Source organism: Streptomyces sp. NPDC051664, assembly GCF_044453545.1.
Lineage (GTDB): Bacteria > Actinomycetota > Actinomycetes > Streptomycetales > Streptomycetaceae > Streptomyces.
Genome location: NZ_JBITCU010000001.1, coordinates 291,648 through 316,587 on the forward strand (window position 1 = coordinate 291,648; position 24,940 = coordinate 316,587).

Here is a 24,940-nt window from a genome sequence, read left to right on the forward strand (position 1 = left end):
ATGACCACCACCCCCACGAAGGAAGGTTCCGCCGCCGTGCAGGCCCGTCGTGTACTCGTCCTCAACTCCGGCTCCTCGTCGGTGAAGTACCAGCTCCTCGACATGAACGACCGCTCCCGGCTCGCGATCGGCCTGGTCGAGCGGATCGGCGAGGAGACCTCCCGTCTGCTGCACACCCCGCTGACCGGGGGCGACGCCGAGACACGTGAGCGCACCGGCAGGATCGCCGACCACGCGGCGGCGCTGAAGGCGGCGGCCGAGGAGCTGGCCGCCGACGGGCTGGGCCTGGACTCCCCCGAGCTGGCGGCGATCGGCCACCGGGTGGTGCACGGCGGACTGCGGTTCACCGAGCCCACCGTCATCAACGACGAGGTGCTGACGGAGATCGAGCGGCTCGTCCCGGTGGCGCCGCTGCACAACCCGGCGAACATCACCGGCATCCGTACCGCTCAGGCGCTGCGCCCCGATCTGCCGCAGGTCGCCGTCTTCGACACCGCGTTCCACACGACGATGCCGGAGTACGCGGCGCGGTACGCGATCGATGTGGAGACCGCCGACGCACACCGGATCCGCCGCTACGGCTTCCACGGCACTTCGCACGCGTACGTCTCCCGCAAGACCGCCGAGCTGCTCGGACGTGCCCCCGAGGAGGTCAATGTCATCGTGCTGCACCTGGGCAACGGCGCCTCGGCCTCGGCGGTGGCGGCCGGCCGGTGCGTGGAGACGTCGATGGGACTGACCCCGCTGGAGGGGCTGGTGATGGGGACGCGGTCCGGGGACATCGATCCGGCGGTCACCTTCCATCTGAATCGGGTGGCAGGGATGTCCACCGACGAGATCGACGTCCTGCTGAACAAGAAGAGCGGTCTGGTCGGGCTCTGCGGGGACAACGACATGCGGGAGATCCGGCGCCGGGTCGACGAGGGCGACGAGCGGGCGGCCCTGGCGTTCGACATCTACGTGCACCGGCTGAAGAAGTACATCGGCGCCTATTCGGCGGTCCTCGGGCGGGTGGATGCCGTGGTGTTCACGGCGGGGGTCGGGGAGAACTCGGCGCCGGTACGGGAGGCTGCGATCGCCGGTCTGGAGGAGCTCGGCCTGGTGGTGGACGCCGGTCTCAACGCAGTGCGGTCCGGCCGACCGAGGCTGATCTCGCCCAACTACGCGCGGGTCGCGGTCGCCGTGGTGCCGACGGACGAGGAGCTGGAGATCGCCGACCAGACCTTCGAACTGGTCGGACAGACCGAATCGGCCGGACAGCAAGTGCCGGTCGGACAGGTCGACAACTGAGCACCCCCGCGCCCCTTTGTATCTTCCACCAGACGGAATATTCCGCAGCGAAACAAACCGATAGGATCCGCCTCATGCGCCGTTCCAAAATCGTCTGCACCCTCGGTCCCGCCGTCGACTCCCATGAGCAGCTCGTCGCTCTGATCGAGGCCGGCATGAGCGTGGCCCGTTTCAACTTCAGCCACGGCTCCCACGAGGAACACCAGGGCCGTTACGACCGCGTCCGCAAGGCGGCCGCCGAGACGGGCCGGGCGGTGGGCGTGCTCGCCGACCTCCAGGGCCCGAAGATCCGCCTGGCGAAGTTCGCCGAGGGCCCCGTCGAACTGGTCCGCGGGGACGAGTTCACCATCACCACCGAGGACGTCCCCGGTGACAAGTCGATCTGCGGTACGACCTACAAGGGTCTGCCGAGCGACGTCGCCAAGGGCGACCCGATCCTGATCAACGACGGCAACGTCGAGCTGAAGGTCGTCGCGGTCGACGGCCCCCGGGTCAGGAGCATCGTCATCGAGGGCGGGGTCATCTCCGACCACAAGGGCATCAACCTGCCCGGTGCCGCGGTCAACGTCCCGGCCCTGTCCGAGAAGGATGTGGAGGACCTCCGGTTCGCCCTGCGGATGGGCTGCGACCTGGTCGCACTCTCCTTCGTGCGGGACGCCAGCGACGTCAAGGACGTCCACAAGGTGATGGACGAGGAGGGCCGCCGGGTCCCCGTCATCGCCAAGGTGGAGAAGCCGCAGGCCGTCGAGCACATGGAGGGCGTCGTCATGGCGTTCGACGGTGTCATGGTCGCCCGTGGCGACCTGGCCGTCGAATACCCCCTGGAGAAGGTCCCGATGGTGCAGAAGCGCCTGGTGGAGCTCTGCCGGCGGAACGCCAAGCCGGTGATCGTGGCGACCCAGATGATGGAGTCGATGATCACCAACTCGCGGCCGACCCGCGCCGAGGCGTCCGACGTCGCGAACGCGATCCTGGACGGCGCGGACGCGGTCATGCTGTCCGCCGAATCCAGCGTCGGCGCATACCCGATCGAGACGGTCAAGACGATGTCGAAGATCGTCGTCGCAGCCGAGGAGGAACTGCTCTCCAAGGGTCTGCAGCCGCTGGTGCCGGGCAAGAAGCCCCGTACCCAGGGTGGTTCGGTGGCCCGCGCGGCCTGCGAGATCGCAGACTTCCTGAACGGCAAGGCGCTGGTCGCCTTCACCAAGTCCGGTGACACGGCCCGCCGGCTCTCCCGCTACCGCGCCGCACAGCCGATCCTGGCCTTCACCACCGACGAGTCCACCCGTAACCAGCTCGCGCTGAGCTGGGGCGTCGAGGCCCACGTCGTGCCGCACGTGGACAACACCGACGCCATGGTGGACCTGGTCGACGCGGAGCTGCTGAAGCTGAGCCGCTACAACGCCGGCGACACGATGGTCATCACGGCCGGTTCGCCCCCCGGCGTCCCCGGCACCACCAACATGGTCCGGGTGCATCACGTGGGCGGCGGCGCCCGCGACTGACGCGTTCGCCCGCACCGGCGTACGACTGTGGCCCGCACCCCCTTCGAAGGGGGTGCGGGCCACAGTCCTGTGCGGCTCCCGAACGGGTCCTGGATCCACGGGCGCTAGCTGTTGCCGCCGGTGAAGTAGTTGTGCAGCCCGGGCACCGTCAGCGTGCCGCCGAACTGGCCGGCCTGGGTGACCTTCACATTGGTGAAGAACGCGAACGGTACGTTGACCGGCGGCGGGGTCTCGGGGCTGAACGTGATCGGGATGAGGCCGAAGAGGTTGCCCTTCAGCTCCTCCGTGTACATCGTCACCGTGCCGTTGCGGATGGTGGACGTGGAGCCCTTCCGCGCCTGGACATGGCCGGTGGTGCCGTTCGGCCCCTCCGTCAGCTGGTGCAGGTCCTTGATGTCGACGGACGAGGCGGTGAACTTGAGCACCTTCTTGGTGGTGCCGTCGCCCTTCTCCACCTCGACGATGCCCTTGTAGTCGAGCCCGCTCAGGGTGAGCAGCGAACTCTCCAGGATCCACGGCTGGTTCGGCAGCCGGGGGATGCCCTGCTCCAGGTCGGCCGCGGCCAGTGCCTTGGGGTCGGCGGTGGGGCACGGGAAGCGCTCCTTGGCGCCGTCCGGGATGTCCAGGTCCTTCACGGGGTCGAGGCCCTTGACCCCCTCGTCGAGCTCCTCGACCGTCGTGCCCGCCTTGCCCGCCGCGTCACGGATGGCGTCGGCGGTCTTGCCGACGGTGTCCGTGACCTTGCCGACGGGGTTGTCGGTCGACTTGGTCGCGGTGTCGGACGGCTTCGGGGACGCGGTGGTGGCGCTCGGGGACGGGCTCGCCGTCTCCTGGTCCGATCCCCCGAGGAGGCCCTTGAGCGCATCGCCGACGCCCAGCGGGTCCAGCGGGTTCTTCGTCGCCGAGGGCGACGGCGAGCTGCTCGGCGTCGCGGCGGACGCGTCGCTCGACGAATTCGACGTGCCGCTCGACGACGAGGTCGCCGAAGGCTTCGGGGTCGCCCCGTCGCCCTGGTCGGAACCGCTGCCGCTGTCGCCGGTGGTCTCACTGGCGGACGGCGACGGTGACTTCGTCGCCGAGGCCGACGGCTCCGGAGACTCGCTCGGCTCGTCGGAACGGGTCACGCAGGGGCCCGGCGCGAACGGGATGTCCGTCGCGTCGTCGGCCAGCGCAAGCTTGGGGGTGAGCCCCATCCCGACAAAGACCGCCGTCGGCATCGCGGCGAGAGCGAAGGCCTTGCCCGCGGGTATGTGCAGCTTCGTCAGCAGCGACTTTCTGGGGGCCGCGTGACGCGGCCCGCTTCTGCCCCGGAAAACCTCGCCTCCGGTCGAGTTCAGCTGCGTCTCGTCACCCCGCACTGTTCCTCCCGCCGTTGGCTTCAACTATGCCGTTCGTGCTGTCGTCGCTCCACGGAGCGGGACCCGGGCTGTACGTAGGTCCGGCGCCGAGCTGAGGTTCCGTGCCGTAAGGCGCCGAACCCTCAGGAGTTTCCGGGCCCTTCGGGGAACGTCCGGCCGCGTGCTTGGCCGGCTGCTCGCCTGTGGGCGTGCCCGGGGCCCAGGACAGGGCGAGGCAGCCGCCGATCAGGGCGAGCAGGAACCCGACCACGAAACCGCCGAGGTTGGACACCGGAATGGAGACCAGCGCCAGCAGGATCGAGGCGACACCGGCGAACACCCGGACAATTTGGTGGTACCACATGGTCAGACCGAGCGTGACCAGCAGTACACCGATGATCAGTGAGCCCGCACCCGCGGTGGTCGCCATGGCCAGCGTGAGGTGGCCGAGCTTGAGATTGGCGTACGGGAAGTACGCGATCGGCGCCCCACCGAGTGCGGTGAGCAGGCCGGCCCAGAACGGCCGGGTGTGCCGCCAGGCACGGAACCGCAGCCGCCAGTAGGCGGAGTCGCGGGAACCTGTGGTCTCGGCGCTCATGGAAAACAGCTCCCTGGAACCGGTTTTGCTGTGAAAAGAGAGTGGGAGACGGGTGGGCGGGGCAGCTTCACGCTTCCCCGCCCACCCGGGCGGAGTGCTTAGTAGCACTCCTTGACGCCGTTGTAGAGGCGCATGCTCAGGCCGTTGAGCTTGAAGGTGCCGGCGGTGGTCGCCCACGCCTTCTGCTTCACGTTGTCGAGAACCGCACGGTCCGCCTGCTGGGCGAAACCGTTCTCGTTGACGTTCTCGCCTTCCTTGATCTTCGGACCCTTGTTGGCGTCCTTCGCCGCAACACCGATGTCGATGTTGGTGAACGTGGCGTCGGCGTCCAGATCCGCAACGTCGAGGTACAGGTTCTCGGCGTGAACCGGGGTACCGCCGCCGCCGGCCTTCAGCTGGAGGCTGACGGACCCGAGGAGCGGGATGTCCGGCGTGACCACGGACTGGCACATGCCCGTGATGTCGGCCGACTTGAACGACGAGATCGCGACCGGGTGCAGGGTCTTCTTGTCACCCTTGAGCTCCGCATAGCCGGCGTCTATGCCGCCGTACTGCGAGAAGCCCTTGCCGTCCAGGTGATCCGCTGTCACCTTGAACGACTGGCCGGAGACACTGAACGAAGCGGCCAGCGCACCCTGTGCAAGGGATACACCGACAGCAGCCGTCAGGGCCACGCTCGGCACCATGACGAGAGCGAACCGCTTCCATCTGGTCCCGCCACGAACTTGGGACTCCATGACTTTCCTCCTTCTCGGACGTACATCTCCGGTCCGGGCCTGGCCCGTCCTGGGATGGGAGAAGTGCTACGTCCTCGGGAAGGGGAGCGCCGGAACCGGAGGCGTGAACCGCGTCCGAATCACTGGCGATCACCCCCGAGCGACAACCACTGGCCACGCGTTCGCGCAACCTGCTTCGGACAGGCCCTGCCAGTCAGCAGGAACCCCCCTGTCCGCAGTCGGCGCCACTGCCGCCGACCGACTCGGTGGGGACCCAATTCGGCCGCCGCGCCGACTGGCGGTCGGGCTGGCGTCATTGGACCGAGCGTGGCCGATCGTGGTCCATTCGCGCCCGCGACACAAGGGGGATCGTTACTGGCTAGTAACGGCCCGATAACCGATGCACAACCGGGTGACATCGACCGGCCACACAGGGTGGCGCAGGACGCATGGAGAAAAGGGGAGATGGAGGTTTGTAAGCGGACAGATCCCGTCGCACACTTTACTGCGAGTAACAGTCCGAGCTTTTATCAAGATTTGGTAAAGCAGGGGCGGGTCTTGTCGCTCGACCGCGAAAAACGGCCGTGGCACCGGCGGGGCACCACGGCCGCGTTGTCACATCAGAACAGGACCCGGGCCAGCGCCGTGCGTGCGGCGACGACGCGCGGATCCTCCGGGCCGATCACCTCGAACAGCTCGAGGAGGCGCAGCCGCGCCGCGTCCCGGTCGTCACCGAAATTGCGGCGCACGGTCTCGACGAGCCGCCCGAAGGCGTCCTCGACATGACCGCCGACCAGATCCAGATCGGCGGCGGCGATCTGCGCCGCCACATCGCCCGGCTTCTCGGCGGCGTCGTTGCGGACCTGCTGCGGGTCCATGTCCGCCACCCGGGAGAGCAGTTCGGCCTGAGCGAGACCCAGCTTGGCCTCGGTGTTGGCCGGGTCGTCGGAGAGCACGTTCCTGTACGCCTGGACGGCGCCGGCGAAGTCGTTGGCGTCGAGCGCCCGGACCGCCGCTTCGAGCAGCGCGTCGTACGGACCGGCCGGCACCTCGGCCGGGCCCTGCTCGGCTCCCTCCGGACCGGCCGCGGCCGCGTCGACCGCGATCCCGGTGAGACCGAACCGCTCCTCGCCGACCTGGATCAACTGGTCCAGGGTCTGCCGGATCTGGGCCTCCGGGGCCGCGCCCTGGAAGAGCGGGAGGGCCTGCCCTGCGACGACGGCGAAGACCGCCGGGATGCCCTGGATACCGAACTGCTGCATCAGCATCTGGTTGGCGTCGACATCGACCTTGGCCAGCAGGAAGCGGCCGTTGTATTCCTGGGCCAGACGCTCGAGGAGCGGCCCCAACTGCTTGCACGGCTCGCACCACTCGGCCCAGAAGTCGATGACGACGGGGACCTCGGCGGAGCGCTGGAGAACGTCGCGCTCGAAGCCCGCCTCATCGACATCGATCACCAGGGCGGACGGAGGCACGGCGCCGCCGCCACCCTGCCGGGCGGTCTCGGCACGGGCCTGCTCCGCCTTCACCTTGGCCTCACCGGCCGCCTTCACCGCGGCGAGGTCGACGACGCCGCTCATGGACATGTTCCTAGGCTGCATACGTACATCCTCCCCCCTTGGCACGCCGTTCCGGAAAGCGATCCGGGAACCGCATCCGTCCGTGGCTCCCGCCGGTGTGCGGGGCGCACGGACATCCACGGCCCGAGGGCCCTCCAGGGCCCTTCTTCCGCCGGGTCCCCACCCGGCGCATGTGGCTGTCGTTCGCTCGTGGCGCAGCAACGGCACGGCCGTCGTCCTTACGCTACGACCCGTAGCGTAACTGCCCTGTACCCCTGATGCACAAGAGTGTTCGGTGATCTGTCTCACGAGGAACGGGAACGGCTTGTTCTTGCTACCGGCGGGTATGGTCACGGGATGCTGAGCGACGGCCACCCCAAACCCGCCCGAACGGGACGACCGCGCAGCGCCGCGGCCGATGAAGCGATCCTGGAAGCCTGCCGGGCCTCGCTGGTCGACCTCGGCTGGTCGAAGCTGACGATGGGTGACGTGGCCAACCGGGCCGGGGTCGCCAAGACGACCCTCTACCGCCGCTGGGCCGGAAAGAACGAACTGGTCGTCGACGCCGTCGCAGTCCTCTTCGACGAGCTGGAACTGCCTGATCTGGGCAGCCTGTCGGCCGATGTGCAGGGCGTGGTGCTGCAGTTCGCCGGGCTGCTGGAGCGGCCGGAGACCAGGACCGCACTGATGGCCGTCGTCGCCGAGTCGACCCGCGACGAGGCGCTGCGGGACCGGATCCGCGACTCGATCGTGGACCGGCAGAAGCGGCTCGTACTGCTGGGACGACAACGGGCGCAGCAGCGCGGCGAGTTGCCCGTCGAGGCGGACGAGGCGACGGCGGCCATGACGGCCGACCTGATCTTCGATGTGATCGCCGGTGCGGTCGTGCACCGGGCACTGGTGAGCGCCGAGCCCGTCGACGAGGACTGGGCCCGGCGCTTCACCGTTCTGCTGCTCGCGGGGCTGGGCGCGGCGGTCGCCACGTAACGCGGGGCCCCTGGCCGCGACCCCGTCAGAAGCCGGGCGGCTCGGTGTAGGTGCCCCACTCGTCGCGCAGGACCCCGCAGATCTCACCGAGCGTCGCCTCGGCCCGTACCGCGTCGAGCATCGGTCCGATCATGTTCGAGCCGTCCCGGGCGGCAGCCAGCATCGCGTCCAGTGAGGCGCGGACCCGGGCGTCGTCACGGGCGGCCTTGCGGCCGGCGAGCTCGCGGACCTGCTCGCGCTCGACCTCGTGGCTGACCCGAAGGATCTCCAGGTCGCCGGTGACCGAGCCGTGGTGGACATTGACGCCCACGACCCGCTTGTCGCCCTTCTCCAGCGACTGCTGATACTGGAAGGCGGACTCGGCGATCTCGCCGGTGAACCAGCCGTCCTCGATCCCGCGCAGGATGCCGGAGGTCATCGGCCCGATGGGGTGCTGCCCGTCCGGGTGCGCCCTGGTGCCGCGCTCCTTGATCCGGTCGAAGATCTTCTCGGCGTCGGCCTCGATCCGGTCGGTGAGCTGCTCGACGTACCAGGAGCCGCCCAGCGGGTCCGCCACATTGGCGACACCGGTCTCCTCCATCAGCACCTGCTGGGTGCGCAGCGCGATCTCGGCGGCCTGCTCGGAGGGGAGCGCGAGGGTCTCGTCGAGGGCGTTGGTGTGCAGCGAGTTGGTGCCGCCGAGAACGGCGGACAGGGCCTCGACCGCGGTCCGTACGACGTTGTTGTACGGCTGCTGGGCGGTGAGGGAGACCCCGGCGGTCTGGGTGTGGAAGCGGAGCCACTGCGCCTTGTCGGTCTTCGCCCCGTACACCTCCTTCATCCAACGGGCCCAGATCCGGCGAGCCGCGCGGAACTTGGCGATCTCCTCGAAGAAGTCGAGGTGCGCGTCGAAGAAGAAGGAGAGCCCGGGGGCGAAGGTGTCGACGTCGAGCCCGCGGGAGAGGCCGAGCTCCACGTAGCCGAAGCCGTCGGCGAGGGTGTACGCGAGCTCCTGCGCGGCCGTCGCCCCGGCCTCGCGGATGTGGTAGCCGGAGACCGAGAGCGGCTTGTACGCGGGGATGGCGGCGGCGCAGTGCTCCATCAGGTCGCCGATCAGACGCAGATGGGGCTCGGGCTGGAAGAGCCACTCCTTCTGCGCGATGTACTCCTTGAAGATGTCGGTCTGGAGCGTGCCGTTGAGCACCCCCGGGTCGACGCCCTGGCGCTCGGCGGCGACCAGGTACATGCAGAAGACGGGGACGGCGGGGCCGCTGATCGTCATGGACGTCGTGACGTCGCCGAGCGGGATGTCCTTGAAGAGGACCTCCATGTCGGCGGCGGAGTCGATGGCGACACCACAGTGCCCGACCTCGCCGAGCGAGCGCGGCTCGTCGGAGTCGCGGCCCATCAGCGTCGGCATGTCGAAGGCGACGCTGAGCCCGCCGCCGCCCGCGGCGAGGATCATCTTGTACCGCTCGTTGGTCTGCTCGGCGTTGCCGAAGCCGGCGAACTGGCGGATGGTCCAGGTGCGGCCGCGGTAGCCGGTCGGATAGAGACCCCGGGTGAATGGGTACTCGCCCGGCCAGCCGATCCGCTCGAAGCCCTCGTAGGTATCCCCGGGGCGGGGCCCGTACGCGGGCTCGACCGGGTCCCCGGAGAGCGTGGTGAAGTCCGCGTCACGCTTGCGGGCCTTGTCGTAACGGGCCTGCCAGCGTCGGCGGCCTTCCTCGATCGCGTCAGCGTCCATGGGACCAATTTACTAGGACGTCCTAGTAAATGTCGATGACAAACCGCCCGGCGCTTTGCGCGGGGCGGTTCGGGTGGGGCCGGGTCAGACCTTGGCGGTCACCGGGGAGCCGTCCGCGACCAGCGGCTCGATCTCCTGCACGACCTTGCGCTCGACGAAGAACGCGGCGGTCGGGATCGTGCCGGAGATCAGCACCCAGAGGAGCTTGCCCATCGGCCACTTCGCCTTGGAGCCCAGGTCGAAGGCGAAGATCAGGTAGATGATGTACAGCACACCGTGGATCTGGGAGACGACGAGCGTCAGACCCTCACCGGTGTCGAAGCCGTACTTGAAGACCATGCAGGTGCAGAGCACCAGCAACATGACGGCGGTGACGTAGGCCATCACCCGGTACCGGGTCAGAACACTGCGTTTCATGGCAACGAGCGTAACCGGGCAGCCGGGTGGATCTTGCAGCGGGCCGGGGGTCGTGCCGGCCGGACCCCGGAGCCCGGCACGACTCGAAAGACAGACCCTATTTCTCTTCGAAGTCGTGAGCCGCGATCCGCAGCGGCCGCAGCATGGCGAAGATCTCCGCGCACTCCTCGGCGTCGTACACCCCGAGTCCGAACTCCATGTCCACCAGGTCCCGGGTGGCCGCCTCGACCACCTCGCGCCCCTTCCCGGTGATGGAGGCGAGCGTGCCGCGACCGTCGTTCGGGTTGGGCCGCTTGGCGACCAGACCTGACCTGACCAGCCGGTCCACCGTGTTCGTGACGGAGGTGGGATGGACCATCAGCCGCTCGCCGATCTTGGACATCGGCAGCTCGCCCGCCTTGGAGAAGGTGAGCAGCACCAGCGCCTCGTACCGCGCGAAGGTCAGCCCGTACGGTTTGACGACCGCGTCGACCTCGGCGAGCAGGATCTGCTGCGCACGCATGATCGAGGTGATCGCCCCCATCGCGGGGACCGGACCCCAGCGCTGCTGCCAGAGTTCGTCGGCGCGGGCGATGGGATCGAACGGGAGACTGAGCGGCTTCGGCACGGCACCGACCTTACCCACTGGTCATATGCTGGTCAGCCCCGTCTCGCACTTCGGTCCGGCTACCGTCCACAGGTGCGGTTGCGCGTGCGGTTCTGCTGACCTGGCGGACGAGCAGAAGGGTGCAGACCACGCCGATCGCCCCGGAGCCGGCGACCACCCGGTGCACGGGGAAAAACTCGGCGGCGAGGCCGGCGAGGGCCATGCCGACGCCCTGGACCGTCATCAGTCCTGCGGTGAGCAGGGTCATGGCCCGGCCCCGCAGCTCCTCCGGGACGGCATCGACGAACCACTGGTCGAGGCCGATGATGTACGCCGCCCCCACCCCGGCCAGCGCAGCGCGAGATCGCTGACCACGACGCCGAGGAGGGAGAGCAGATGGGCGGCGAAGACGGCACGGTAACCGCGAGGGGTGGGCTCCGGGGATGCGGCGGGGGCCCGGCCCCGGAGCGCGGGCGACGGCTTCGGGTCAGTGGGGTCGGCGCGCTCCGGGCAAGGGGCCGAGACCGGTACCGGTTCGGCAGGGTGGGCGGTCGCGGCGCGGGGCGCGGCTGACGGGTCGCGTGTACGTCCGGCGCGGGCACCGGGTGACGGCGAACCCCCGCGCCGTACGGCACGGGGGTTCGTCAGGTGGTGCGGCGGGCCGGTGTCAGTCCGCGAGGTACCGCTCGACCGTCTCGACCTTGGAGGTCAGGCCGTCGGTGACGCCGGGGCGGATGTCGGCCTTCAGTACGAGGGAGACACGTCCGGCGCGGGCCTCGACGGCCGCGACGGCCCGCTTGACGACGTCCATGACCTCGTCCCACTCACCCTCGATGGAGGTGAACATGGCGTCCGTACGGTTGGGCAGTCCGGACTCGCGAACGACTCGGACGGCGTCGGCGACGTACTCACCGACGTCCTCGCCGACGCCCAGCGGGCTGACGGAGAAGGCGACGATCATGCCTCGACCACGCCTTCCCTGCGGGCGCGGGCGGCGATGACGCCGTCGGCCTCGTAGCGCTTCAGCACCTTGTCGCCGTACAGCCCGCCGAACGGGAGCAGCGCCAGCAGGAAGAAGAACGCGACGCGCTTGAGCGGCCACTTGGTCTTGGACCAGACGTCCAGCAGCAGGACGGTGTAGATCACGAAGAGGACGCCGTGCAGCATGCCGAGCGGCTTCATCAGGAAATCGATGTCCGAGACACGGCTGAGGATCGAGCCAAAGATGATCAGCGCCGGGAAGGAGAGCGCCTCGGGAATCGAGATGAGGCGCAGCCGGTGCAGGGCGGTGGCGGTCTTGATGTCCACGAGGGCACCTTCGGTGGGAGGGTCGTGACGGCTTGTGAATACAGGCACAAGCGTCCCCCATTGTGACATCGCGCCCCACCTGCCCCGGGGGCGGGGGGCGGCACCCGCCGCTGGGCACTTATCGGCGCATATCAGGGTCGAGTCAGGGGCCGGATAGGTCCATGGACCCTGTCCGGGCCCTGGTCCGGGCCGCTAACGTCACCTCCGTGGCAATGTTCCGACTCCAAGGCAGCAAGACGCTCGCCGTCGATCTCACCGGCGACGCCGTCAAGGCGAAGAACGGCTCGATGGTCGCGTACGACGGCCGGATGGCGTTCAAGAAGATGTCCGGCGGCGGTGAGGGGATCCGCGGCATGGTGACCCGCCGGCTGACCGGCGAGCAGATGACCGTGATGGAAGTGACAGGACAGGGCACCTGCTACTTCGCCGACCGCGCGAGCGAGATCAACCTCGTGTCGCTGCGCGGCGACAAGCTCTATGTGGAGGCGAGCAATCTGCTCTGCACCGACGCCGGTCTGCGCACCGGCACCACCTTCACCGGGCTGCGCGGCGGGGCGACCGGTAACGGTCTGTTCACCACCACCGTCGAGGGCACCGGTCAGGCGGCGATCATGTCGGACGGCTCGGCCGTGGTGCTGCGGGTGACGGCCCAGTACCCGCTGTTCGTCGACCCCGGCGCGTACATCGCCCACCAGGGCAACCTCCAGCAGCACTTCCAGTCCGGGGTGAACTTCCGGACGCTGATGGGCGAGGGCTCGGGCGAGTCGTTCCAGATCCGGTTCGAGGGCGAGGGCCTCGTCTACGTGCAGCCGAGCGAGCGGAACACCATCGGGGGCGATGTCTGATGCCGTTCCGTGAGATCAACTCGAAGATGGTCGAGGCGACGGTGGTTCCCGGCCAGAAGATGTTCAGCCAGCGCGGCGCGATGCTCGCGTACCGCGGTGAGGTGTCGTTCACCCCGAACATCCAGGGCGGCCAGGGCGGCCTGATGTCGATGATCGGCCGCCGGGTGGCGAACGAGGCGACCCCGCTGATGACGGTCGAGGGCAGCGGCACGGTGATGTTCGGCCACGGCGGCCACCACATCCAGGTGATCAACCTGGCCGGCGACACCCTCTACGTGGAGGCCGACCGGCTGCTCGCCTTCGACGGGACGTTGCAGCAGGGCACGATGTTCATGGGTGCACAGGGCGGGGTCATGGGCATGGTGCGCGGTCAGGTGACCGGGCAGGGCCTGTTCACCACGACACTGAAGGGCCATGGCGCGGTCGCGGTGATGGCGCACGGCGGGGTGATCGAGCTGCCGATCACCCCGGGCCGCGAGGTGCATGTGGACCCGCAGGCGTATGTCGCGCACCACGGCGACGTACGCAACAAGCTCTCCACCGCGCTCGGCTGGCGCGACATGGTGGGGCGCGGCTCCGGCGAGGCGTTCCAGCTGGAGCTCAGCGGCAGTGGCGCAGTGTACGTCCAGGCGTCGGAGGAGAAGCTGTGAGCACGCCCGTGATCTTCGATCCGATGACGCTGCCGTCGGACGACAACGTCAACGCCTACACCTTCTGCGTGGAGCTCAAGGGGAGCCAGTGGTTCCTGCAGAAGGGCAAGATGATCGCCTACTACGGGCGGATCGAGTTCAACGGCATCGGCCACGGCCGCTTCGAGCGGCTGATCCGTACGAGCTTCCACTCGCCGCTGCACGCGAGCGACTGGGTGGTGGCCGAGGGCAGCGGCAAGATGCTGCTCGCCGACCGGGCGTTCGACGTGAACTCGTACGACCTGGAGAACGGGAACCTGACGATCCGTTCCGGCAACCTCCTCGCGTACCAGCCGACGCTGGCACTCAAGCAGTCGATCGTGCCGGGCTTTCTCACGCTGATCGGTACGGGGAAGTTCGTGGCCGCGTCCAACGGTCCGGTGGTCTTCATGGAGCCGCCGCTGCGGGTCGATCCGCAGGCGCTGGTGGGCTGGGCGGACTGCCCCTCGCCGTGCCACCACTACGACCACGGCTACATGACGGGCGTGATGGGCGGGCTCAGATCGCTGACCGGGATCGGCGGGACGTCGGGCGAGGAGCACCAGTTCGAGTTCGTCGGCGCCGGTACGGTGCTGCTCCAGTCGACGGAGGTCCTGATGCCCGAACAGGCGACGGGGCTGACTCCGCAGCAGGCCGGGGTGCCGGGCGGTGGGCAGCACTCACCCGGTGCAGGTCAACCCGGCTCCACCCCCCGCCTGCCCGGGCAGCTGGGGGACCTCCAGCGCCGCTTCGGTTTGTGAACGGTAGTCTGCAGAGTGTGACGTCGAACGTCTGCGCCCAGCCCGGACCGCGCTCCTGAGCCGGCCTCCGGGCGGGTGCCGGACGTCACACCCAGTCTAGTTCGTCCAGATTTCAACTTCTTAGGTAGAATCCATACATGGAGACCGAGACGGCCACCCAGTGGCTGAACGACGCGGAGCAGTGCGCCTGGCGCACCCACCTGGACGTCAGCAGACTGCTGATGCATCAGCTTGAGAAGGATCTCCAGCCGTTCGACCTGACCATGAACGACTACGAAATCCTGGTCAACCTCTCGGAGTCGGACAACCAGCGCATGCGGATGAGCGACCTCGCCGCCGCCACTCTGCAGTCCAAGAGCCGACTCTCGCACCAGATCACGCGGATGGAGTCGGCCGGGCTGGTCCGCCGGGAGAACTGCGAGTCCGACCGGCGTGGGCTGTTCGCGGTACTCACGGAGACGGGCGCGGAGACGATGCACAAGGTTGCACCGCACCACGTCGCTTCGGTGCGCAAACACTTCATGGACCTGCTGACGCCCGAAGCGCTGGCGGACCTGCATGCGGCGCTGACGCCGGTTGCGGATCATCTGCGGGGGCGGCGGGGCAAGCCGTAGCGCGGCGGGGCGCGGGTGGAGCGCCTCGTCGCACGGGCGTGGCCACTTCGTCCTCGATCGCCGGGCGGACCGGATCCGCCCGGGCCGTGTTCATCAGCGGGCCCCGTGCCGACCTCATCTGCCTGGATCCGGCCTTGCCGGCAGGCGTAGTTCGAAGCGGGCACCGCCTTCCGGAGATCGGGTGACCGTCAGGGTGCCCTGATGTCTGCGGGCCACGTCCCTCGCTATGGCGAGGCCCAGGCCCGCGCCGCCCTCGTCGCGGCTGCGGGCGTCGTCCAGGCGTACGAAGCGTTCGAAGATCCGCTCACGCTCCGGCTCCGGAACGCCCGGCCCGTCGTCGCCGACCGCGACCACCACGCTGCCGCGTTCCGTATATACCGTGACGGCGACCGAACTCTCCGCGTGACGCTCCGCGTTGTCCAGCAGATTGCCGATGATTCGCGCCAACTGGCTGCGTGAGCCGGTGACTTCGAGGGGCTCCGACGGCGGCACGGACGCCGACACCGGGATCCGGTCGCCGGTGCGCTGCGATACCTCCTCATGGACGAGCGCGCCCATGTCCAGCCGGGTGCTCCCCGGCCGCTCCCCCGCGTCCAGCCGGGCCAGCAGCAACAGATCGGCGGCCAGCGCCTGGAGCCGCACGGTGTCCGTGACCGCGCCCGGCACATCCAGCAGCTCCGGATGGGCCGCGCCCACCTCCAACTGTGTGCGCAAGGACGCGATCGGGCTGCGCAGCTCGTGCGAGGCGTCCGCGACGAAGCGCCGCTGACGGTCGACCGAGGCCTCCAGCGCGGTCAGGGTCTCGTTGGTGGTACGGGCCAGTCGGGCGATCTCGTCGCGCGAACCGGGCTCCGGCACCCGCCGGGACAGATCCGCGGACGCCGTGATCGCGGACATCTCCGCCCGGATGCCCTCGACTGGCCGCAGCGCGCGCCTTGTCATCAGCCAGGTCACCGCGGCGACGATCAGCAGCATCACGGGCAGCCCGGTCAGCATCGCGCGGCGCACACTGCCCACCGCCTTCTGTTCGGTGGCGAGCGGGGCGCCCGCGTGGACGGTCAGGGTCACGCCGGCGCCGGTGGTCGCGGAGACCGAGGCGAAGCGGTAGTCGGCCGTGCCCTCGTCGACGGTGGCGGTGCCGTTGGTGAAGTCCGGGTCGTCGGTGGAGACTTCGCCGCGGGCAGGAATGCTGCCGTTCCCATCGTCGTCGCCCCGGTCTTCGCCTCCGTGGCGGTCGCCGCTGCCGTCGTCGTCGGTGCCGGTGCCGGCACTCGTCGGCACGGCGGACGCCTGGGGCTCGACCCGGTCCGTGCCCGTGCCCGTGATCGCCACCAGGTCCTTGGACACGGCCACCAGCCGCCCGTCCTCGTCGGTCACCTGGACCGGGTGCTCCTCCGCGTCGGGCAGGTCCAGCTGGTGGACCGGCACATCGAGGGCCAGCTGTCCGGCGACCTCACGGGCCGCCACCTCCGCCTGGAGGGCCGCCTGGTCGGTGAGGTTGGCGCGCAGGACGAGGAGTACGGCGAGCCCGGCGCCGATCAGGGCGACCGCGACCACCACCGTGGCGCCGAGCGCGGCCCTGGCCCGCACCGATCTCACAGCGCCTCCAGCCGGTAGCCGGCGCCGCGCACCGTACGGATGGCCGCGGCGGAGAGCTTGCGCCGCAGCGCGCTCACGTACACCTCGACGATGTTCGGGTCCCCGTCGTACGCGAAGTCCCAGACGTGTTCCAGGATGTCCGCCTTGCTGACCACCTGCCCCGCCCGCAGGGCCAGTTGCTCCAGCACGGCGAACTCCTTGGCAGTGAGGGTGACTTCGTCCTCGCCGAGGTGGACGCGGCGGGCGGCGGTGTCCATCCGCAGTGCGCCGACGGTGAGCACGGGCGAGGCGGAACCGCCGCCCCGGCGCCGCAACAGTGCCCGGATCCGGGCGACCAGCACCACGTACGAGAACGGCTTGGTCAGATAGTCGTCGGCGCCGGTGTCCAGCCCCTCCGCCTCGTCGTACTCCCCGTCCTTCGCCGTCAGCATCAGGATCGGCACCTCGTGGCCGGCGGCGCGCAGGGCGGCGCAGACCCGGTAGCCGTTCATCCCCGGCAGCATGATGTCGAGAACGACGAGGTCGTACGCCCCTTCGGCCGCCCGGTGCAGCCCTTCGAGGCCGTCGTGCACGACGTCCACGGCGAAGCCCTCGGCAGTGAGTCCCCCGGCCAGGGACATCGCCAGCCGCTTCTCGTCCTCCACTATCAACAGACGCATACGCACAGAGTGGCAAACGGAACCTGAAGACGGCTTCAGGTGGCTTCAGGCTGCGTTCAGCATCGGTGCGCCACGGTGGTTCACGTTGCACACGGACAACCCACATCGGGAGGAACTCTCATGAAGCACAGGATCGCCATCGCAGCCGTCACCGCGGCCGTACTCATCGGCGGCGGGACCGCCGCGGCCGCCGCCTTCGCCGACGACAGCGGCCAGGACAGCCACGACAGCGCGAAGGTGCTCGGCCGGCACACTTCCGACGACAACAACAGGGTGCTCGGTAAGCACGCCTCCGACGACAACAACAGCGACGACCGCGGTCTGCACACGTCGCGGCCGGCCTCCGTCACGCGCGCCGCTGCGATGGACGCCGCTCTGCGCTCGGCGCCGGGCACGGTCACCTCGATCGAGCTCGACGACGCCGACCGGAGCGGAGGAGCGCCGCACTGGGAGGTCGAAATCAATGGCAAGGACGGCCGGCACCACGAGGTGAACGTGGACGCCAGGACCGCCGCGGTCACCCCCCACCACTCGGACGACGGCCACCGCGGGGGCGACCGGCGCGGGCACGACCGGCACGACGACCGCGACGACGACTGATCAGGGCGCGTAGCCCGAGAGCGCCGTCCCGTCGGCGTAGATCGGAAACACCACATCGCCTTGCGCGATCAGCTCCGGCTCGGCCCTCCCCACGGGCCGGCCGGAGCAGAGCTTCATGCACTTGTTGTCGGCATTTCCCTCGGCATGCAGGGCGTACGACTCCAGCGAGCTGCCTGAGGACGCCGCCCTTCAACGACGCATCCTCAGCGCACACCACCCCGGGCGGAAGGCGGCCCGCACGCCACCCGCCGCCCCGGGTGTCAGGCCCCGGTGATTCCCGCCACCAGTTCGTCCGCAGCGGCGTACGGGTCCAGGCGGCCCGCCACGATGCGTTCGGCCAGGGAGTCCAGGCGGCGGTCGCCGTGAAGGTCGTCGATGCGTTCGCGGAGTCTGGTGACCGCGATCGTCTCGACCTCGCGCGCCGCGCGCGCCGCCCGCCGCTCAGCGAGGACGCCGTGCTCCTCCATCCACGCCCGGTGCTTCTCCAGCGCCTCGACGACCTCGTCGATGCCCTCGCCCCGGGCGGCGACCGTCTTCACGATCGGCGGCCGCCAGTCGCCGGGCCCCCGGGACTCCCCGAGGCCCAGCATGTGGTTGAGCTCACGCGCGGTGGCGTCCGCACCGTCCCGGTCGGCCTTGTTGACGACGTACACATCACCGATCTCCAGGATTCCGGCCTTCGCCGCCTGGATGCCGTCGCCCATGCCCGGGGCGAGCAGGACCACGGAGGTATCGGCCTGGGAGGCGATCTCCACCTCCGACTGGCCGACGCCGACCGTCTCCACCAGGATCACGTCGCAGCCCGCCGCGTCCAGCACCCGGATCGCCTGCGGCGCCGACCAGGCGAGGCCGCCGAGATGTCCGCGGGTGGCCATGGAACGGATGTAGACGCCGGGGTCGGAGGCGTGCTCCGACATCCGGACCCGGTCGCCGAGGAGCGCGCCCCCGGAGAACGGCGACGACGGGTCGACAGCCAGCACACCGACGCGCTTGCCGGCCCGCCGGTACGCCGACACGAGCGCCGACGTGGAGGTCGACTTGCCGACACCGGGCGAACCGGTCAGACCGACGACGTACGCGTTCCCGGCCAGCGGCGCGAGGGCCGCCATCACCTCGCGCAGCTGCGGCGACGCCCCCTCCACCAGCGAGATGAGCCGGGCCACGGCCCGCGGCCGGCCCTCACGGGCCTGCTCGACCAGGGTGGGGACGTCCACCATTACCGCTCCGTTCGGTTCGCTCTGCCGCTGCGTACGTACGACTACTACTTGCCCGGAACGCGAATGATCAGCGCATCGCCCTGGCCACCGCCGCCGCACAGTGCTGCCGCGCCCGTGCCGCCGCCACGCCGCTTCAGCTCCAGCGCCAGGTGCAGCACCACACGGGCGCCGGACATCCCGATCGGGTGACCCAGCGCGATCGCTCCGCCGTTGACGTTCACCCTTTCCGGGGAGACGCCGAGGTCCTTCATCGACTGGACGGCGACGGCCGCGAACGCCTCGTTGATCTCGATGAGGTCGAGGTCCTCGACGGAGAGGCCGTCCTTCTTCAGCGCGTGCTTGATCGCGTTGGACGGCTGCGACTGCAGCGAGTTGTCCGGGCCCGCCACATTGCCGTGCGCGCCGATCTCGGCGATCCAGTCCAGGCCCAGCTCCTCGGCCTTGGCCTTGCTCATCACGACGACCGCCGCGGCGCCGTCGGAGATCTGCGAGGAGGTGCCGGCGGTGATCGTGCCGTCCTTGGTGAAGGCCGGGCGCAGCTTGCCGAGCGACTCGACGGTCGTCTCGGCGCGGATGCCCTCGTCCTTGGAGAAGAGGACCGGGTCGCCCTTGCGCTGCGGGATCTCGACCGGGGTGATCTCGGCCTCGAAGAGACCGTTCTTCTGGGCGGCGGCGGCGCGCTGGTGGGACAGGGCGCCGATCGCGTCCTGGTCCAGGCGGTTCAGACCGAGACGGGTGTTGTGCTTCTCGGTGGATTCACCCATCGGGATGTTCTCGTACGCATCGGTCAGACCGTCGTACGCCATCGAGTCGAGCATCTCGATCGCGCCGTACTTGTAGCCCTCACGGGACTTCGGGAGCAGGTGCGGGGCGTTGGTCATGGACTCCTGGCCACCGGCGACCACGACGTCGAACTCGCCGGCGCGGATCAGCTGGTCGGCCAGCGCGATGGCGTCGAGCCCGGACAGACACACCTTGTTGACGGTGAGTGCCGGGACGTTCATCGGGATGCCGGCCTTGACCGCGGCCTGGCGTGCCGGGATCTGCCCCGCCCCGGCCTGGAGCACCTGGCCCATGATCACGTACTCGACCTGGTCGCCGCCGATGCCGGCCCGGTCCATCGCGGCCTTGATGGCGAAGCCGCCGAGGTCGGCTGCGGAGAAGCTCTTCAGGGAGCCGAGAAGACGCCCCATGGGCGTACGGGCGCCCGCGACGATCACTGAGGTGGTACCGGTCGTTCCAGACATGAGGCACGGCCCCTTGGATTAGATGTGAACGAGGGTTTACTCGAATGTACTGAGCGGTACCCCGCCCGTCATCCGGCAGCGGGTGTGATCGCGCGCACGTTGCGTAACCATCGGTTGAGCGCTCCACTGTTGTCCATGCTGACGCGAATCGACCACATCGGGATCGCCTGTTTCGACCTCGACACGACTGTCGAGTTCTACCGCTCGACCTATGGCTTCGAGGTGTTCCACTCCGAGGTGAACGAGGAGCAGGGCGTGCGGGAGGCCATGCTCAAGATCAATGAGACCTCGGACGGCGGCGCCTCGTACCTCCAGTTGCTCGAACCCACTCGCGAGGACTCGGCCGTTGGTAAATGGCTGGCCAAGAACGGCGAGGGAGTCCACCACATCGCCTTCGGCACCGCAGACGTGGACGCGGACGCCGCGGACATCCGTTCCAAGGGCGTCCGGGTGCTGTACGACGAGCCCAGGACCGGGTCGATGGGCTCCCGGATCACCTTCCTGCACCCCAAGGACTGTCACGGCGTCCTCACCGAACTGGTCACGTCCGCAGCGGAGCACTGACCTCCGGATACCTGGCCCGGTAGAGTGGGCAATTCCGGGCCGGGGCCGGGTCGGGGCCGCGCCGCGTCCCCAGCCGTAGATCTGTCACCATTCCCCGGGGGACCGTTCGCCGGCGAACGGTACTCGTTTGGAGAGTTGCGACCAGGGGACGGATGGGACCGCGCAGTGCGGGGCTACGAACGCCAGGAGAGCCACCGAGCTGACGACGACCACCTCTCGCGGTTCGAAGCCGAGATGGATCGGCTGAAGACCGACCGGGAGAAGGCCGTCCAGCACGCCGAGGACCTCGGTTACCAGGTCGAGGTCTTGCGCGCCAAGCTGCACGAGGCTCGGCGCAATCTCGCGACCCGTCCCGCGTACGACAGCGCGGACGTCGGCTACCAGGCCGAACAGCTGCTCCGTAATGCCCAGATCCAGGCTGATCAGCTGCGTACCGACGCCGAGCGCGAGCTGCGTGACGCCCGGGCACAGACGCAGCGGATCCTGCAGGAGCACGCCGAACACCAGGCGCGGCTGCAGGCCGAGCTGCACAACGAGGCCGTGCAGCGGCGGCAGCAGCTCGACCAGGAGCTCGCGGAGCGCCGCCAGACCGTCGAGTCGCACGTCAACGAGAACGTCGCCTGGGCCGAGCAGCTGCGGGCCCGGACCGAGTCCCAGGCCCGCCGGCTGCTCGACGAGTCGCGGGCCGAGGCCGAGCAGTCCCTGGCCGCCGCCCGCACCGAGGCCGCCCGGCTCGCGGACGAGACCCGGCAGCGGCTCGGCTCCGAGGCGGAGTCCGCCCGCGCCGAGGCCGAGACGATCCTGCTGCGCGCCCGCAAGGACGCCGAGCGGCTGATCAACGTCGCGTCCAGCCAGGCGCAGGAGGCCACCAGCCACGCCGAGCAGCTCCGTACGTCGACGAACGCGGAGACCGAGCAGACCCGGCAGCAGACCGCCGAGCTGAACCGGACCGCCGAGCAGCGCGTACAGGAAGCCGAGACGCAGCTGCGCGAGGCCCGCCTGGAGGCCGAGAAGGTCCTCACGGAGGCGAAGGAGGCCGCGGTCAAGCGGCTGGCCGGCGCCGAGTCGCAGAACGAGCAGCGCACCCGTACGGCCAAGTCGGAGATCGCCCGGCTGGTCGGCGAGGCCACGAAGGACGCCGAGGCGCTGAAGGCGGAGGCCGAGCAGGCTCTCGCCGACGCCCGCGCCGAGGCGGAGCGGCTCACGTCCGAGGCGACGGAGAGGGCCCGCACAGCGGCCGCCGAGGACACCGCGGCGCAGCTCGCCAAGGCGGCCAGGACCGCCGAGGAGGTGCTGACCAAGGCGTCCGAGGACGCGAAGTCCACCACCCGGGCGGCGAGCGAGGAGGCCGACCGGATCCGCCGCGAGGCGGAGGCCGAGGCGGACCGGCTGCGCGGCGAGGCGGCGGAGCAGGCCGACCAGCTCAAGGGCGCGGCCAAGGACGACACCAAGGAGTACCGGGCCAAGACGGTCGAGCTGCAGGAGGAGGCGCGCAGGCTGCGCGGCGAGGCCGAGCAGCTGCGCTCCGAGGCGGTCGCCGAGGGCGAGCGGATCCGCGGCGAGGCCCGCCGCGAGGCCGTCCAGCAGATCGAAGAGGGCGCGAAGACCGCCGAGGAACTGCTGTCCAAGGCGAAGGCGGACGCGGAGGAGCTGCGGACCGCCGCGGGCACCGAGAGCGAACGGGTCCGTGGCGAGGCGATCGAGCGCGCCACGGTGCTGCGCAAGCAGGCCGAGGAGGCCCTGGAGCGGGCCCGAGCAGAGGCCGAGCGGCTCCGTACCGAGTCCGAGGAGCAGGCGGAGTCCACCACGACCGCGGCCGAGCAGGCGGCGGCGGAGCTCCGTGAGGAGACCGAGCGCGCGGTCGCGGCCCGGCACACCGAGGCGGCCGACGAGCTGATCCGGCTGCACACCGAGGCCGAGACCCGGGTCACCACCGCCGAGCAGGCGCTCACGGACGCGCGCGCCGAGGCGGAGCGGCTCCGGCGCGAGACGAACGAGGAGTCCGAGCGGCTGCGCGCCGAGGCCGCCGAGCGGCTGCGCGCCCTGCAGGAGCAGTCCGAGACCGAGGCCGAGCGGCTGCGCGACGAGGCGGCGGCGGATGCGTCGCAGTCCCGTGCGGAGGGCGAGGCCGTCGCCGTACGGCTGCGCAGCGAGGCGGCCGCCGAGGCGGAGCGGCTCAGGACCGAGGCGCAGGAGAGCGCCGACCGGGTGCGGTCCGAGGCCGCGGCCGCGGCCGAGCGGGTCGGCACCGAGGCCGCCGAGGCCCTGGCCGCCGCCCAGGAAGAGGCGAACCGGCGCCGCCGCGAGGCCGAGGAGACCCTCGACGCCGCGCGCACGGAGGCCACCCAGGAGCGCGAGCGGGCCCGCGAGCAGAGCGAGGAGCTCCTCGCCTCCGCCCGCAGGCGGGTCGAGGAGGCGCAGGCCGAGGCCCAGCGGCTGGTCGGCGAGGCGGACGCCCGGGCGACCGAGATGGTTTCCGCCGCCGAGCAGACCGCCCAGCAGGTACGGGATTCGGTCTCCGGGCTCCAGGAGCAGGCAGAGGCGGAGATCGCCGGGCTGCGTTCCACCGCCGAGCATGTCGCGGGGCGGACGAAGTCCGAGGCGCAGGAGGAGGCGGACCGGGTCCGCGCCGACGCGTACGCGGAGCGGGAGCGGGCCGGCGAGGACTCGGCGCGCATTCGCCGCGAGGCCCAGGAGGAGTCCGAGGCCGCGAAGGCGATGGCCGAGCGGACCCTCAGCGACGCGATCACCGAGTCGGAACGGCTGCGCACGGACACCGCGGAGTACAGCCAGCGGATGCGTACCGAGGCGTCGGACGCGCTGGCCTCGGCCGAGCAGGACGCCGCGCGCAGCCGCGCGGAGGCCCGCGAGGACGCCAACCGGATGCGTTCGGACGCCGCGGCCCAGGCCGACCGGCTGGTGGGCGAGGCGACGGGCGAGGCCGAGCGGATCCTTGCCGAGACGACGCAGCAGGCGACCGAGCTCGTCGGCGACGCCACCGACGAGGCGGAGCGGCTGCGCGCGGAGGCGGCAGCCACCGTCGGCTCGGCGCAGGAGCACGCGGCCCGTACCCGCGAGGAGTCGGAGCGGGTGCGCGCCGACGCGGAGGCGGCGGCCGAGCAGATGCGGGGGGAGGCCCGCGAGGAGGCGGACCGGCTCCTCGACGAGGCACGCGAGGCGGCGGCGAAGCGCCGTGCCGACGCCGCCGAGCAGGCCGACCAGCTCGTCAACAAGGCCCAGGAGGAGGCGCTGCGCGCCGCAACCGAGGCCGAGAAGCAGGCCGACACGATGGTCGGCGCGGCCCGCAAGGAGGCCGTGCGGATCACCGCGGAGGGGACCGTCGAGGGCAACTCCCTGGTGGAGCGGGCCCGTACGGACGCGGACGAGCTGCTGGTCGGCGCCCGCCGGGACGCCACGGCCATACGGGAGCGGGCCGAGGAGCTCCGGGCCCGTCTGGAGAGCGAGATCGAGGAGCTGCACGACCGGGCGCGGCGCGAGACCTCCGAGCAGATGAAGACTGCGGGCGAGCGCGTCGACAAGCTGATGAAGGCGGCGACGGAGCAGCGCGAAGAGGCTGCGGCGAAGGCCAAGGAGCTGCTTGCGGACGCGAATTCGGAGGCGAGCAAGGTCCGGATCGCCGCGGTGAAGCGGGCCGAGTCGCTGCTGAAGGAGGCCGAGCAGAAGAAGGCCAGCATGGTCCGCGAGGCCGAGAAGCTGCGCGCCGACGCCGAGCAGGAGGCTAAGAAGACGGTGGACGAGGGCCGTCGCGAGCTCGATGTCCTGGTGCGCCGGCGCGAGGACATCAACACGGAGATCTCCCGTGTCCAGGACGTCCTGGAGGCGCTGGAGTCCTTCGAGACACCGGGCGGCGGCAAGGGCGCGGGCAGCGGTTCCACGGGCGGCGTCAAAGCCGGGGCCTCGGCCGGCACTCGATCGAGTGGCAAGTCGTCCGAGGGGTAGTCACCCGGCCGAGTCACATGCTTCGACAAGGAGGTTCGCCCCTCCGAGTGGCAAGGGTTCCGGGGGTTAGCCACTCAAAAGGGGTGTCATTCTCCAGATCAAACGGGCATCCACTCGATGACACGCCGCTCGGGCCCCTAGGATTCCCCCTATCACCTCACCGGTCTTACTTCGACA

At 70.0% G+C, this 24,940-nt stretch carries 23 protein-coding genes and 1 pseudogene; 10 read left to right on the plus strand and 14 right to left on the minus strand.

The features are described from left to right. Entirely contained in the window at positions 1 to 1,290 is a 1,290-nt protein-coding gene (locus ACIA8E_RS01285) for an acetate kinase (protein ID WP_399292994.1), read from the plus strand. Between the two features lie 74 nt (positions 1,291 to 1,364). Further along, entirely contained in the window at positions 1,365 to 2,795 is a 1,431-nt protein-coding gene (gene pyk, locus ACIA8E_RS01290) for a pyruvate kinase (protein WP_030971455.1), read from the plus strand. Positions 2,796 to 2,899: 104 nt separating this feature from the next. On the opposite strand, the gene ACIA8E_RS01295 is transcribed toward pyk, so the two are convergent. The 4 genes from ACIA8E_RS01295 to ACIA8E_RS01310 all read right to left on the minus strand — a co-directional run bounded on the left by ACIA8E_RS01295 (position 2,900) and on the right by ACIA8E_RS01310 (position 7,047). After that, on the minus strand, positions 2,900 to 4,153 hold the full coding sequence (locus ACIA8E_RS01295; RefSeq protein ID WP_399292996.1) for a hypothetical protein: 1,254 nt from the start codon (positions 4,151 to 4,153) through the stop codon (positions 2,900 to 2,902). After that, on the minus strand, positions 4,143 to 4,730 hold the full coding sequence (locus tag ACIA8E_RS01300; protein ID WP_399292998.1) for a DUF6114 domain-containing protein: 588 nt from the start codon (positions 4,728 to 4,730) through the stop codon (positions 4,143 to 4,145). The genes ACIA8E_RS01295 and ACIA8E_RS01300 overlap by 11 nt, the downstream gene beginning before the upstream one ends. 98 nt (positions 4,731 to 4,828) lie before the next feature. Continuing rightward, a complete protein-coding gene (locus ACIA8E_RS01305; RefSeq protein WP_399293000.1) occupies positions 4,829 to 5,467 on the minus strand; it encodes a DUF6230 family protein in 639 nt (212 codons plus the stop codon). 599 nt (positions 5,468 to 6,066) lie between these two features. Continuing rightward, the gene (locus ACIA8E_RS01310; RefSeq protein ID WP_399293002.1) at positions 6,067 to 7,047 is read right to left on the minus strand and encodes a tetratricopeptide repeat protein; all 981 of its coding nucleotides are present in this window, start codon (positions 7,045 to 7,047) and stop codon (positions 6,067 to 6,069) included. Positions 7,048 to 7,362: 315 nt separating this feature from the next. On the opposite strand from ACIA8E_RS01310, the gene ACIA8E_RS01315 reads away from it, so the two are divergent. Continuing rightward, positions 7,363 to 7,992 carry a TetR/AcrR family transcriptional regulator gene (locus ACIA8E_RS01315; protein WP_399293004.1) on the plus strand — a complete coding sequence of 210 codons (630 nt, stop codon included), beginning with the start codon at positions 7,363 to 7,365 and terminating at the stop codon, positions 7,990 to 7,992. Positions 7,993 to 8,017: 25 nt separating this feature from the next. On the opposite strand, the gene ACIA8E_RS01320 is transcribed toward ACIA8E_RS01315, so the two are convergent. The 6 genes and pseudogenes from ACIA8E_RS01320 to ACIA8E_RS01345 all read right to left on the minus strand — a co-directional run bounded on the left by ACIA8E_RS01320 (position 8,018) and on the right by ACIA8E_RS01345 (position 12,029). Then, positions 8,018 to 9,718, minus strand: coding sequence for a methylmalonyl-CoA mutase (locus ACIA8E_RS01320; RefSeq protein WP_399293006.1), 1,701 nt, complete (start codon positions 9,716 to 9,718; stop codon positions 8,018 to 8,020). 84 nt (positions 9,719 to 9,802) lie between these two features. Further along, positions 9,803 to 10,135 carry a DUF3817 domain-containing protein gene (locus tag ACIA8E_RS01325; protein ID WP_030916066.1) on the minus strand — a complete coding sequence of 111 codons (333 nt, stop codon included), beginning with the start codon at positions 10,133 to 10,135 and terminating at the stop codon, positions 9,803 to 9,805. A gap of 97 nt (positions 10,136 to 10,232) precedes the next feature. Then, positions 10,233 to 10,742 carry a MarR family winged helix-turn-helix transcriptional regulator gene (locus ACIA8E_RS01330; RefSeq protein WP_399293008.1) on the minus strand — a complete coding sequence of 170 codons (510 nt, stop codon included), beginning with the start codon at positions 10,740 to 10,742 and terminating at the stop codon, positions 10,233 to 10,235. 10 nt (positions 10,743 to 10,752) lie between these two features. Beyond that, positions 10,753 to 11,076: pseudogene (locus ACIA8E_RS01335) on the minus strand (MFS transporter); the annotation flags it as partial. A gap of 312 nt (positions 11,077 to 11,388) precedes the next feature. After that, positions 11,389 to 11,682, minus strand: coding sequence for an MTH1187 family thiamine-binding protein (locus ACIA8E_RS01340; RefSeq protein WP_030971479.1), 294 nt, complete (start codon positions 11,680 to 11,682; stop codon positions 11,389 to 11,391). Beyond that, complete coding sequence (locus ACIA8E_RS01345) at positions 11,679 to 12,029, minus strand: DUF3817 domain-containing protein (protein WP_399293011.1); 351 nt, start codon at positions 12,027 to 12,029, stop codon at positions 11,679 to 11,681. Before ACIA8E_RS01345 ends, ACIA8E_RS01340 begins: the two co-directional genes overlap by 4 nt. A 212-nt stretch (positions 12,030 to 12,241) precedes the next feature. Between ACIA8E_RS01345 and ACIA8E_RS01350 the strand changes: the two genes are divergently transcribed. The 4 genes from ACIA8E_RS01350 to ACIA8E_RS01365 all read left to right on the plus strand — a co-directional run bounded on the left by ACIA8E_RS01350 (position 12,242) and on the right by ACIA8E_RS01365 (position 14,917). Next, positions 12,242 to 12,874, plus strand: coding sequence for an AIM24 family protein (locus tag ACIA8E_RS01350; protein WP_399293773.1), 633 nt, complete (start codon positions 12,242 to 12,244; stop codon positions 12,872 to 12,874). Beyond that, positions 12,874 to 13,524 (plus strand): AIM24 family protein, encoded by a 651-nt coding sequence (locus ACIA8E_RS01355; RefSeq protein WP_030916049.1) that lies wholly within the window; start codon positions 12,874 to 12,876, stop codon positions 13,522 to 13,524. Before ACIA8E_RS01350 ends, ACIA8E_RS01355 begins: the two co-directional genes overlap by 1 nt. Beyond that, complete coding sequence (locus ACIA8E_RS01360) at positions 13,521 to 14,303, plus strand: AIM24 family protein (protein WP_399293013.1); 783 nt, start codon at positions 13,521 to 13,523, stop codon at positions 14,301 to 14,303. The genes ACIA8E_RS01355 and ACIA8E_RS01360 overlap by 4 nt, the downstream gene beginning before the upstream one ends. A gap of 137 nt (positions 14,304 to 14,440) precedes the next feature. Next, positions 14,441 to 14,917, plus strand: coding sequence for a MarR family winged helix-turn-helix transcriptional regulator (locus tag ACIA8E_RS01365; RefSeq protein WP_399293015.1), 477 nt, complete (start codon positions 14,441 to 14,443; stop codon positions 14,915 to 14,917). 114 nt (positions 14,918 to 15,031) lie between these two features. Here ACIA8E_RS01365 and ACIA8E_RS01370 read toward each other — a convergent pair whose 3' ends face one another. Together ACIA8E_RS01370 and ACIA8E_RS01375 are read right to left on the minus strand one after the other, a co-directional pair. Further along, positions 15,032 to 16,516 (minus strand): ATP-binding protein, encoded by a 1,485-nt coding sequence (locus tag ACIA8E_RS01370; RefSeq protein WP_399293017.1) that lies wholly within the window; start codon positions 16,514 to 16,516, stop codon positions 15,032 to 15,034. Beyond that, positions 16,513 to 17,175 (minus strand): response regulator transcription factor, encoded by a 663-nt coding sequence (locus ACIA8E_RS01375; protein WP_399293019.1) that lies wholly within the window; start codon positions 17,173 to 17,175, stop codon positions 16,513 to 16,515. The genes ACIA8E_RS01370 and ACIA8E_RS01375 overlap by 4 nt, the downstream gene beginning before the upstream one ends. Before the next feature lie 120 nt (positions 17,176 to 17,295). Between ACIA8E_RS01375 and ACIA8E_RS01380 the strand changes: the two genes are divergently transcribed. Continuing rightward, positions 17,296 to 17,775 carry a PepSY domain-containing protein gene (locus ACIA8E_RS01380; RefSeq protein ID WP_399293021.1) on the plus strand — a complete coding sequence of 160 codons (480 nt, stop codon included), beginning with the start codon at positions 17,296 to 17,298 and terminating at the stop codon, positions 17,773 to 17,775. A 260-nt stretch (positions 17,776 to 18,035) separates the two neighbouring features. On the opposite strand, the gene meaB is transcribed toward ACIA8E_RS01380, so the two are convergent. Continuing rightward, positions 18,036 to 18,992, minus strand: a complete 957-nt coding sequence (gene meaB, locus ACIA8E_RS01385) for a methylmalonyl Co-A mutase-associated GTPase MeaB (protein WP_356497952.1) — start codon at positions 18,990 to 18,992, stop codon at positions 18,036 to 18,038. 44 nt (positions 18,993 to 19,036) lie between these two features. After that, entirely contained in the window at positions 19,037 to 20,239 is a 1,203-nt protein-coding gene (locus tag ACIA8E_RS01390; RefSeq protein ID WP_399293024.1) for an acetyl-CoA C-acetyltransferase, read from the minus strand. A 135-nt stretch (positions 20,240 to 20,374) separates the two neighbouring features. Here ACIA8E_RS01390 and mce point away from each other — a divergent pair, with 135 nt between their 5' ends. Continuing rightward, positions 20,375 to 20,803 carry a methylmalonyl-CoA epimerase gene (mce, locus tag ACIA8E_RS01395; protein WP_389732513.1) on the plus strand — a complete coding sequence of 143 codons (429 nt, stop codon included), beginning with the start codon at positions 20,375 to 20,377 and terminating at the stop codon, positions 20,801 to 20,803. A gap of 165 nt (positions 20,804 to 20,968) precedes the next feature. Next, positions 20,969 to 24,763 carry a polarized growth protein Scy gene (scy, locus tag ACIA8E_RS01400; protein WP_399293026.1) on the plus strand — a complete coding sequence of 1,265 codons (3,795 nt, stop codon included), beginning with the start codon at positions 20,969 to 20,971 and terminating at the stop codon, positions 24,761 to 24,763. The last annotated feature ends 177 nt before the right edge of the window (positions 24,764 to 24,940 follow it).